The organism is Pseudomonas sp. BF-R-01, from assembly GCF_019946615.1.
Lineage (GTDB): Bacteria > Pseudomonadota > Gammaproteobacteria > Pseudomonadales > Pseudomonadaceae > Aquipseudomonas > Aquipseudomonas migulae.
This window is the reverse complement of the sequence record NZ_JAGYFX010000053.1, coordinates 13,422-23,361: the sequence shown is the minus strand read 5'-3', so window position 1 is coordinate 23,361 and position 9,940 is coordinate 13,422. Positions and strand designations below refer to the sequence as shown.

Here is a 9,940-nt window from a genome sequence, read left to right as displayed (position 1 = left end):
CCCCTATGGCAAAGATGAGAAGCATGAGTGCCAACGTGCGGACTAGCGGCTCACTTCGCATGAAGGTAACTCCTCAGAAGGGTTGTGCAGCACAGGTGGAAATCTGTTATCCCGTGATAACAACTTCAAACTTTCAATTAATACGCTAGTGAACGCACAGCATTCTCTATGCCAGAAAACTGTACAGCCAATCATTCCCGGCTGGCGGCGCAACTTGATCCCCTGGCCAATGAAAGTTGACACAGGAATCGGGTAATACAGCCCGTTTATGGGGGATTTTTCTCATCGTGGGGGGGATATTGCGGGGGGAGCTTTAGTCAGGCGTACAAGCCATACCCTGCCGCGATGAGCAGCGGAGAAACCAGCAGCGTTGCCCAGAACCCTGATTTCGGAACAGCAATGACGCAAATGATCGAGATCATCAGCACATAGATGCCGACCATTTTAAGTAGCGCGAGATCCCCAACGGCTACGGCGTGAATCGCTGTGTGCCCTGCGAGCATAAAAAGCGGACCCAGCAGGGTAAACCAAAGGGCGGTACGCCGATCTTCGTGCGCTCTGAACTGGTCAATGAAGCCCGCGTCTACAGCGGCGGCGAATGCTGTTTTGAACTTGAAAATACCTAACGGAATATGGAGTACGCCCAAGGCGAACAGGGTCCATGCGACGATGTTGGACATATCGTTAATGCTCCGTAACGGTAAGGTTGGATAAGAGAAAGGGGCGGATTATTTCTGAAAATAAATCCGTCCCCTTTTGACCTGGCAGTTAATAACCTCGTCTTCATTCGTTGCGAGGTGACGGCGGCAGAAACTCGGTGATCAGCGAAGTAACCTGCTGTTGAATCAAATCCCGCGAGCGAGCGCCATTGCCATCGCCATCCCGGCAAATGATGCCATCGCCTGGCACTTCTTCTTCGAGCATCGCTTCTGCGCCAGGTTTGCACATTGACAAGAAGCTGAAATGGCTTGCATCGCTGATTTCGACGTAACGGCTTGACGCCGGAGGCAGGCGCTTGGCCAGGTTGGCAGACTCCAGCTCTGCGGGAAGATCGTGCGACGGTACGCCGGCAGCGATCACCAGCGTTGGTACCGGCAGCGCGGCCAGGCTTTCATCGGTCATGCCCCGTGAAAGGCCCAGGTCCAATGTGACCACAGCCGTGACGCGTTCATCGCGCAAATCGGCGGCCAACGCGGTCTTTGATTCTGAGGTGCTGGCGGGATTCATCTTTCCATAGACGGAGCAACTTGCTAACTGCGGGTGGGCTTTGCAGTCGTGGGCGAAGCGGTCTGGATCGAAACGGGCACCGGCGATCCCCAGGGCGGTCCAGCCGCCGAGTGAATGGCCCACTACTGCAACTCGGTCATTGGCGACCAAGCCGAATTTTTCAGGTTGAGCCGTGACCCCATCAATGGCTCGGCTCACATCAACGGGCCGCTGCCATAACTGCGCTGCTGCTTTTGGGCTACGGTCATGAGTGGTGGAGCCAGGGTGATTGATTGCAGCGACGATGTAACCCCTGTGAGCCAGAGCACTGGCAAGCCAGATCTGGTTGCTCCAGTTGCCTCTGTACCCGTGGGAGAGCACCAATAATGGATGCTTGCCAGCAGCGGGCGGCGCGTCACGAACGGCAGAAGCCCCGACGAACACCACATCATCGCCAATCAATTGCGTGGCGGCGGTCGTTGCACTGGGGTACCAGACAACCATTTCCAGTGTGCGGTCATTGTGCGCATCCGCCAGTGTGGAAGAGCGGAAGCCGACAGGGTTCTCGTCAGCGAGCGCGACAGTCGTCAGGCAGGTCAATAACAGGGCGCTAAAAGCTATTTTCAATGTCGTTTCTTCCTTGAATGGACAAGTACATGGCAACCGGAACCCGCCGTCAGGCGCATCCATCGTACGGAGTCGAAGCTCATGGGGTTGCCTGTAAGCACGGACATTAAAGCCCACATTCGAACCGCCGCGCACAACTTTCATCATTAACGCTGTTCGCGGTCTTTAGTGAGAAGGCTGAACGCTAACTTTTGGCCGATTGCTGTCAGTCGATCAGGGTAGAAATCGACTCATAGTTGTCCGGCTGAATCCTCTCACATGTATTCGCGACTAGAATTCCACTGCCGACACTTCTAAAACCAGGCCAGATTTAAAACCTGTAGCGCCAGGTATCGAACGTTGTTTCGGTCTATGGGAAACCGCTATGACAGATCCGAAAAACAAAACCGAATCCGACGAGGATCTAGGTCAGATGGTCATAGGGCGAGGGCCCTGCACCTATCTGTTGCTGCTCTTACTTGGATTGATCCTCCTGTTTCCCTTTCTTGAGGAGGGCATATTTGCCCGCACGTTGCTCGGCATTCTGTTTTCAACCGTGCTGCTCGTGGGCGCTTTCGCCACCCGGCAGACTCGGTGGGGGTTCATCCTCAAACTGGGCCTGGCGTTGCTTGGGGTTAGCCTGCAATGGACGGCGTTGTGGGTTGGCAGTATCGCGATTCTTAATCTTGCCGGGATAGCTTATGCGGCATCTCTTGCAGTCTCGTTCATCGGAGTGCTTCGCTATATTCTCCAGCGCGGGCCGATTACGGCCGACAAGCTGCATGGCGCGCTTGCGGGTTACATCCTGCTGGCCTTTGTCTGGTCCTTCGTCTATGCCTTGCTCGAGATATCCAGCGCTGGCTCATTCGGCCCAAGCCACCTCGACTTTGGACAGCCCGGCACGTTCTTCAAACTGATCTATTTTAGCCTCACGACGCTCACAACCACCGGTTACGGTGATGTTCTGCCATTGACCAACCATGCCCGCTCACTTGTGATGGTCGAAGAATTTTCAGGCGTCTTTTATGTGGGTGTTGTGATAGCGCGGCTTGCCGGTCTGTATCCGTCGAATCAGACGAAGTGACTCTCGATTTGCCGTGGCCGGACCGATGCCGTCAGTCGGGAGGTAATGTTCGCTGTTGATCGCTTTCCACTACGACTTCTTCGACGGGTAGTTGCCACGCAAGCCCCCGGATTTGTTGCCGGTTTTGCTGGGCAGGTTGGGCACCACCGGGCGGGATCTGGGCTGAGGGTTGGAGCGGCTGCGGGGTTGAGGTTGTTTGCTCATTGTTCACCTCCTGAAAACGCCTGGCTACTTGGCGCTCTGCATTGACACTTGGCTAGTGTGCTACGAGTTACCAAAATCCGCAGCACACAAGCGCAGACAAAACGGGCTGCTGACAAGGCGCAGATGCATCGGGTGGGGACATAAATAAGCGGAACTGGAACTCACATCGTCAATAGCGTCTAAATTTCAGAGAGACAACCCGCCACTCTGAGGGAACGACTCATGCACAGATCACGCTCATTGGTTGCCGCGATTACATGCCTTGCGCTGGTTTGCGGCTCAGCGACCGCATTGGCTGATCCTGGTAATGGAAAGGGCCAGGGAAAACCGCAAAACAATCAAGTCCATGGCAATCAAGGCGGCAAAGGCAAAAACGCCGGAGGCGGCGATTGGAGTCATGGCCCCAGTATCAATCAGGGAAGCATTCTCGGGATCGTTGGCGAATACAGGGACTACTGGAGCCCCGGCCCTGCGTTGCCACCCGGAATTCAGAAAAACCTCGCTCGAGGAAAGCCGCTTCCACCCGGCATTGCGAAAAAGCTGGATGGACGCCTGATTGGCAGGCTGCCGCATTATGATGGATACGAATGGCAGCAAGCAGGCACCGATTTGATACTGGTCGCACTGGCAACCGGGATCATCTATGAAGTCCTCAACGGGGCCTTTGACTGATATTTGAACCCTGCGGTTGCGGTGCTTTTACCAGGTGGTGAGCGCACCGCACTCCGTCCGTCGCAGGAGTTGAACTGTCGCCGGGCAATTGCGTCCTAATGCATGCGATATCAACCACCTTACGGAAGCAATCATGCTTTTAAAAAACAAGAGTTTCGTTGCTGTCATGTCATGCGCCCTCATGCTTGCAGCCGCCCCATTACTCCCTGCTGACCTCTCTGTCATGAACTCCGCCTATGCGAAGGACGGCAACGGAGGCGGTAATGGCGGTGGTGGTGGTAACGGCGGCGGCAACGGCGGCGGAAACGGTGGTGGTAATGGCGGCGGTAATGGCGGTGGCCACGGCGGCGGCACAGGTGGCGGTCACGGCGGTTCCGATCACGGCAACGCCAACAGCAACGGCCATGGCAATGGACTGAGCAGCGATCATGCCGGAAGGGCTGTTCGCGACCGTGGCGAAAGCGGAAACCACTACGGCAGTGACCGCAATGGTGAGCGCGGTCATGGCACAACGACGTCTGGCATCGCCCATTCCAAAGACACTCGCGGCGTGGCCAAAGCCTCCGCAATCTCGGCCTCGACACCCGGGGATCACAACGCGAAAGGGTTGAGCAAAGCCGGGACGTCGATTTCAAAGAAATCGCACTGATCAGCGTCACTCGCAGCACGCAACCCTGAACAAAACGGGCGCCCGACAAGGCGCCCGTTTTTTTTACTCCGGTGTCAGCGCTATTCGTCCACGCTGATACCCGATCCTCCCAGTTCGTTGGGAACATCCTTCAGCTTGGGCAATCCATCCTTGATGCGCAGCACGCTCTCCTGATAGTGCACGTGAACGCCTGGCGAGTACGCGAGATCCGGAATGATCGCGGCATACACGTCGACGAGCCCCATGCCCGGGTGTTCAGTAAAGAGATGCCCGCCACACGTCTTGCACCACTTGCGGTAACTCTGCGGTGTCTTGTTGTAGGTGCCGATGTTGTCAGCTCCGCGAGTCACCTGCACCGCCTCGGGTTTCCACAGCGTGAAGGCGTTGACCGGTCCTGCTGACCAATGCCGACACGATTCGCAATGGCAATAACCCATCCCGACCGGCTCGCCACTGACTGTGAGCTCGACTGCGCCGCAAAAACAACTGCCCTTGTAAGACCGTTCACTGTTCATTGCATAACTCCCATCAATGGTTTGCCTTCACCCGTCGATATAGCGCACCGCAGTCGCCGGTGTGCGCCGCACCTGCAATTCGAAAATGTCAGGGCGCGCGTAATGCCCGGTGACGTCGAGCGCTCGCCGCGCTGGCGCCACCTGTGCGACGTCGATGTCCGCATACAAAATGCCGGCCTCCCGGTGCAATGGACCGGCGACGATCCGGCCTTGCGGATTGACCACCACCGAGTCGCCGTCGTTGATCCATTCCTGCGGATCGGGAAACAGTTGCGCACGCGCCGGAAAGTCTTCGGGGATGTCGCTGCCGCGCAGTGCGGTGCCACTGCCGAGCACCCAACAGCGTCCTTCGAGTGCAATGTGACGCATCGTGCTGATCCAGCCATCGCCCGTGTCGTACGTGGGGGCGACGTAGATTTCCACTCCTTGAGCATAGAGTGAATAACGTGCCAGCGGCATGTAGTTTTCCCAGCAGATGAGCGCCCCCACGCGACCGACCGGTGTCTCGACCGTACGCAGGCCGCAGGCATCACCAAAGCCATGCACCATGCGCTCGGGATTCGTTGGCATCAGCTTGCGGTGTCGGTTGAGCACTGCGCCGTTCGCGCCGATAACGACTACGCTGTTATAGAGCGTGCCGCCGCCATTGCACCGGTCGCATTCATTGATGCCGCACACGATCGTCACGGCGTGAGCCCTCGCGGCCTCGCACAAAGGGCTCAGGTCACCGTTCGTGATATCAACGGCGTTGGCCAGCAGCCGCGTGTGCAACTGGCCCATGACAGCCCCGTCCTTTCCCGCCGCCAGCCGCCAGATCCACGACGGGTAACCTGGAATGAACGACTCGGGCAAAACGATCAGCGAAGCTCCCGCCGCCGCAGCTTCGGCGACCGATTGCACGGCCCGGGCGATCGTTGCGCCGCGATCGAGCAGCACGGGCGGGCGCTGAATAATGGCAACCTTGGTCATGGCGTTCACCTTTGGTTCTTGGCTTCGAAGGCTTGAGCGTGCGCGTAGCGAAGTGGCGGGGCTAGTTCAGAATCTGAAGCGTTGTAATTGCGGAGCCCAGGCAATGGACGAAAGCTACGGTCAGTTCTGCACGGTCGCACGCGGTGCCGAAGCACTGTGCGAGCGCTGGACACCTTTGGTTGTGCGCGAGTTGTTGTGCGGCAGCAAGCGCTTCAACGAGCTGCACCGCGGCGTGCCCCGGATGTCCACCAACCTGCTGACACAGCGGCTGCGCCATCTGGAAGACATCGGCGTCGTGCACCGCACGGCCACGGGCAAAGTCTGGGAGTACAGCCTGACCGAGGCGGGCAAGGAGTTGCGCCCGATCATCATGGCGCTGGGTCATTGGGGCGCACGCTGGATCGGCAGCCGCCTGCGCGATGATGAACTCGACGCGGGCTTGCTGATGTGGGACGTGCGCCGGTTCGTGCGCATCGAAACGTTCCCGCCCCGACCGGTGGTCATCCACTTCACGTTCCGCGACGCACGGCCAGGCGAACAAGCGTGGTGGCTCGTGGTTGAAGAGGGTGTAGCCGACCTGTGCCGCGACGACCCTGGCCGCGAACTGACCCTCGTCGTGGACTCAAGCGTGCGCGCATTAACCGAGGTATGGACGGGCGACCGCACGCCGGGGGACGTTCTTCAGTCGCGAGAGCTGCGTGTGGATGGCGCCGTACAAGACGCGAAAAGCCTGTGGCGCTGGCTTGGCACGAGTGCGTTCGCGGGCACCCGGAGTGCGGCAGTGACCCGGTAATTCGCCTGAGTCCCGGGCGCGTTAACTGTCGGGAGTCATACGATGTTGAACGTACTGTTCATCTGCAGCCAGAACCGCCTGCGCAGCCCCACGGCCGAACGGTATTTTGCTGACTGGCCCTGCGTGAAAACCGCGTCGGCGGGTATCAGCAACGATGCGTATGTTCCGGTCAGCCTGGAACTGCTGCAGTGGGCTGAACTGATCGTTGTCATGGAGCCCATTCATCGCAACAAACTGATGGCTCGATTTGGTTCGAAACTGGCGGACAAGCGCGTGGTTTGTTTGGACATACCGGATGCTTATCAGTACATGGAGCCGGCGTTGATCAAGCTATTGGATGAGAGGGTCAGGCAGTATTTGCCTTCCTGAAGTGAGCGGCAAAAGACGCCCCGTCAGCCCTGCGATGCATTCTCTGCAATGGACTAGCCTTGAGTAACATCATGTGGGAGTAAAACGCCATGTCCGTCGCGCTCAGAAATCTGTTTGTCCTGGCCTTGGGCGGCTTTTTTTGCATGGCAGCATTCGGTGAAGGAGAAGCAGATACCGATCACCCACCGGCAATACTCCCGCTGGAATCCGAGGCTCTGCCAAAACTCATTGCCTATCCGCCGCTTGCCGAGCCGTTGGCCCGCGGCGTTGTCATCATCCAGTATCGAACAGAGCACGCCAGGATCATGCCGGTGTTTGGCAAGGCAGCGGGTGAAGTTTCACCTCGTCTCAGCCACCTCCACGTGACGGTCGATGACTGGAAAGGTACGTGGGCGCATACCAGTGACGGCCCGATTATCCTGGTTGGACTGACGCCCGGTGCTCACAAGGTGCTTCTGGAAGTGGCCGACCCGACGCACAAGATCCTCACCGGTACGACAGTGAGTTTTACCGTTCCCGAGAAGAAATCATCGAACGTCTCCCACATGGACGCTGGTGGCTGAAGCGTTCAGCGGGCTTTTCATCGTCTGGTGTTTTTCAGGGGCGGCTATTCAGCTGCCATCTTCGCAAATCACTCACTTGAACTGAGCAACCAGCCAGTCCTTCAAACGCCCGCACGCAGGATCATCCGCCTTCTTCTCATTAATCATCAAATACTGAACCGCCTCTCTGAGCGTCAGCTCTTCCGTCACCGGCCGAACCAGGCGCCCCTGCTGTACCAGATGCCTCACCAGATGATCCCAACCCAAGGCGACACCTTGATTGTCCAGCGCCATTTGCACCAGAAGGCTGTAGTCGTTGCTGCTGAAGTAGTGCGGATTTTCCGAGGCCGGGATCTTCAGGTCATGGGACTGGAAAGCGAACCACACATTCCAGTCGACCTGTTCCGTCAACTGGGAACGGCCATAAGGGTTCAGGTCCAGCAGGACGCTGTTGCGCATGCCCTCCAAAGTCCTCAGTTCTGGATGCGCTTCCAGATAACCAGGCGTGCACACGGGATAGACGACTTCGTGAAACAAGGGGACTCGCAGATAGCCGGGGCGCAGATCACTGGTCTGGGTGATGAAAATGTCCGGAATGATTCCGGGCTCCATCACCAGAAAATGCTGGGTGGTGATGACATTCAGGTCGACATCGGGATTGGCGCTGAAGAAGTCTTTGAGCCTGTGGGATAACCAAAGCGCCGATAGGGCAGGCGAGCAGCAAAGCGTCAGGGTGCGCTTGTCGCTTTTTTCCCGACGGATTCTTTCGGTTGCTTGAAAGATGTTGAGCAAGGACAGCTGCGCAGCATCGAAGAGCGCTGTGCCCGAGGCTGTCAGCCTGACTTCCCTCCCGGTGCGCGTGAACAACTCGGTGCCCAAATAGAGTTCCAGCTCGCGAATCTGACGGCTGATAGCCGCCTGGGTGACGCACAATGCCTCGGCGGCCCGGGTGAAGTTCCGATATTTGGCAGCGGCCACGAAGGATCTCATGGCCTTGAAGGACGGCATTGAGAGCAGGGCCTGATCAGGCTGTGAGCTTTTAGCCATAACAAAAACTACCTGTTTTCTCGAAAAAAAAGTCGGTTCTGCCCATCGGGCTCCGGGTCCACACTCTACCGCACGAAGGGCTGCGGACCATGGGCCAGGCAAAGATCTGAGCAGATGGCGTGCAATAGCCCCAGCTTACCCTGTATCGCGCAGCGGAATGGCTGGCGTCACGGCCCATCGAACCGCCAGCGCGAACACCAGACCAAGGAGTCGAAATGCCGTACCGAACAGCAACGGAAGCGTTCATGCAAGGTGTCCGGGCGCTCATTCCATTAAGTCCCGGTGTCGTTCCTTTCGGCCTGCTGACGGGAGTCATGGCGATCAACATGGGCATGTCGCCCGGCACGACCATGGGCATGACGCTGCTGTTCTACTCGGGTTCCGCGCAGATGGTTGCGCTGCAACTGCTGCATACGGGGGTTGTGCCGCTGGCGATTGTCGTCACTGCGTTGGTCATCAACTTGCGCTTCATCATGTACAGCGCGTCACTGGCGCCTTACATGCACCACTTGCCCAAGCGCTGGACGTGGCCTTTGTCCTACATGCTTTCTGACCAGTCCTACGCGCTGTGCAGTCTCAAACTGTCTTCAGGCGAGCTGGGGGCATTCGCACATCACTACTATGCAGGCACCGCCGTGGCCATGTGGTTGTCCTGGCAATTGTCGGTATTGGCGGGCGTCTACCTGGGCGCAAGCATCCCCGAAACCTGGTCGTTGAGCTTTGCCATACCGCTTTCCTTTCTGGCGCTTCTGGTGCCCGGCATACGTAACGCGGCGAGCCTGGGGGCCGCGGTGGTCGGAGGGATGCTCGCGGTGTTGGCGATCAACATGCCCTACAACCTTGGGTTGGTCACCGCTTCCATCGGCGGGGTCATGGCGGGATTGTTGATCGAGACGGTTCGCAAGCGCCCATTGAGCGAGGCACGAATCCATGACGTGGAGAGGGAGACACCATGAATGATTTAGCCTTGTGGGGGATGTTCCTGGCGGTCGGCCTGGGAACCTTCGCCATGCGCCTTTCCTTTGTCGAACTGTATGGCCGGCTGCGCATCCCGGCATTGCTGAGTCGGGCCTTGCTTTACGTACCGGCGAGTGTGCTGGCGGCCCTTGTGCTGCCCGCGGTGGTGTACCCCAACGGGCAGAATGAGTTCGTGTTGAACAACCCGCAGATACCCGCCGCCATTATCGCGGCCTGGGTCGCCTGGCAAACTCGCAATACAGTCCTGACACTGGCGGTCGGGATGGGAGGGGTGTGGTTATTCAAGTTTATCGGGCTGTAGCGCTC

At 58.0% G+C, this 9,940-nt stretch carries 14 protein-coding genes; 8 read left to right on the top strand and 6 right to left on the bottom strand.

Annotation, left to right across the window (positions count from 1 at the left end):
* Positions 1 to 317 precede the first annotated feature (317 nt).
* Together KGB27_RS19395 and KGB27_RS19390 are read right to left on the bottom strand one after the other, a co-directional pair.
* Positions 318 to 680: a DUF6463 family protein gene (locus tag KGB27_RS19395; RefSeq protein ID WP_192417472.1), complete on the bottom strand. Its 363-nt coding sequence runs from the start codon at positions 678 to 680 to the stop codon at positions 318 to 320.
* Between the two features lie 103 nt (positions 681 to 783).
* A complete protein-coding gene (locus tag KGB27_RS19390; protein ID WP_223555871.1) occupies positions 784 to 1,833 on the bottom strand; it encodes an alpha/beta hydrolase family protein in 1,050 nt (349 codons plus the stop codon).
* Between the two features lie 364 nt (positions 1,834 to 2,197).
* On the opposite strand from KGB27_RS19390, the gene KGB27_RS19385 reads away from it, so the two are divergent.
* Complete coding sequence (locus tag KGB27_RS19385; RefSeq protein WP_223555857.1) at positions 2,198 to 2,896, top strand: ion channel; 699 nt, start codon at positions 2,198 to 2,200, stop codon at positions 2,894 to 2,896.
* Positions 2,897 to 2,965: 69 nt separating this feature from the next.
* On the opposite strand, the gene KGB27_RS31395 is transcribed toward KGB27_RS19385, so the two are convergent.
* Positions 2,966 to 3,100 carry a hypothetical protein gene (locus tag KGB27_RS31395; RefSeq protein ID WP_008039554.1) on the bottom strand — a complete coding sequence of 45 codons (135 nt, stop codon included), beginning with the start codon at positions 3,098 to 3,100 and terminating at the stop codon, positions 2,966 to 2,968.
* Between the two features lie 222 nt (positions 3,101 to 3,322).
* Between KGB27_RS31395 and KGB27_RS19380 the strand changes: the two genes are divergently transcribed.
* Together KGB27_RS19380 and KGB27_RS19375 are read left to right on the top strand one after the other, a co-directional pair.
* On the top strand, positions 3,323 to 3,772 hold the full coding sequence (locus KGB27_RS19380; protein WP_008030792.1) for an anti-virulence regulator CigR family protein: 450 nt from the start codon (positions 3,323 to 3,325) through the stop codon (positions 3,770 to 3,772).
* Positions 3,773 to 3,905: 133 nt separating this feature from the next.
* Positions 3,906 to 4,421: a hypothetical protein gene (locus KGB27_RS19375; RefSeq protein WP_008039555.1), complete on the top strand. Its 516-nt coding sequence runs from the start codon at positions 3,906 to 3,908 to the stop codon at positions 4,419 to 4,421.
* Between the two features lie 80 nt (positions 4,422 to 4,501).
* Here KGB27_RS19375 and KGB27_RS19370 read toward each other — a convergent pair whose 3' ends face one another.
* On the bottom strand, positions 4,502 to 4,936 hold the full coding sequence (locus KGB27_RS19370) for a GFA family protein (RefSeq protein WP_207286558.1): 435 nt from the start codon (positions 4,934 to 4,936) through the stop codon (positions 4,502 to 4,504).
* A gap of 27 nt (positions 4,937 to 4,963) precedes the next feature.
* Positions 4,964 to 5,905, bottom strand: coding sequence for a carbon-nitrogen hydrolase family protein (locus tag KGB27_RS19365; RefSeq protein ID WP_008039557.1), 942 nt, complete (start codon positions 5,903 to 5,905; stop codon positions 4,964 to 4,966).
* Positions 5,906 to 6,008: 103 nt separating this feature from the next.
* Here KGB27_RS19365 and KGB27_RS19360 point away from each other — a divergent pair, with 103 nt between their 5' ends.
* The 3 genes from KGB27_RS19360 (at position 6,009) to KGB27_RS19350 (ending at position 7,630) form a co-directional block, all read left to right on the top strand.
* Positions 6,009 to 6,698, top strand: coding sequence for a winged helix-turn-helix transcriptional regulator (locus KGB27_RS19360; protein WP_223481549.1), 690 nt, complete (start codon positions 6,009 to 6,011; stop codon positions 6,696 to 6,698).
* Between the two features lie 42 nt (positions 6,699 to 6,740).
* On the top strand, positions 6,741 to 7,067 hold the full coding sequence (locus KGB27_RS19355; protein WP_223555854.1) for a low molecular weight protein tyrosine phosphatase family protein: 327 nt from the start codon (positions 6,741 to 6,743) through the stop codon (positions 7,065 to 7,067).
* A gap of 89 nt (positions 7,068 to 7,156) precedes the next feature.
* On the top strand, positions 7,157 to 7,630 hold the full coding sequence (locus KGB27_RS19350) for a DUF6130 family protein (protein ID WP_008039561.1): 474 nt from the start codon (positions 7,157 to 7,159) through the stop codon (positions 7,628 to 7,630).
* A gap of 72 nt (positions 7,631 to 7,702) precedes the next feature.
* Here the strand turns inward: KGB27_RS19350 and KGB27_RS19345 are convergent, their stop codons facing one another.
* The gene (locus KGB27_RS19345; RefSeq protein WP_223555852.1) at positions 7,703 to 8,656 is read right to left on the bottom strand and encodes a LysR family transcriptional regulator; all 954 of its coding nucleotides are present in this window, start codon (positions 8,654 to 8,656) and stop codon (positions 7,703 to 7,705) included.
* 215 nt (positions 8,657 to 8,871) lie between these two features.
* On the opposite strand from KGB27_RS19345, the gene KGB27_RS19340 reads away from it, so the two are divergent.
* Together KGB27_RS19340 and KGB27_RS19335 are read left to right on the top strand one after the other, a co-directional pair.
* Positions 8,872 to 9,612 (top strand): AzlC family ABC transporter permease, encoded by a 741-nt coding sequence (locus KGB27_RS19340; protein WP_223555850.1) that lies wholly within the window; start codon positions 8,872 to 8,874, stop codon positions 9,610 to 9,612.
* Positions 9,609 to 9,935, top strand: coding sequence for an AzlD domain-containing protein (locus KGB27_RS19335; RefSeq protein WP_223555848.1), 327 nt, complete (start codon positions 9,609 to 9,611; stop codon positions 9,933 to 9,935). The genes KGB27_RS19340 and KGB27_RS19335 overlap by 4 nt, the downstream gene beginning before the upstream one ends.
* Positions 9,936 to 9,940: the final 5 nt, after the last annotated feature.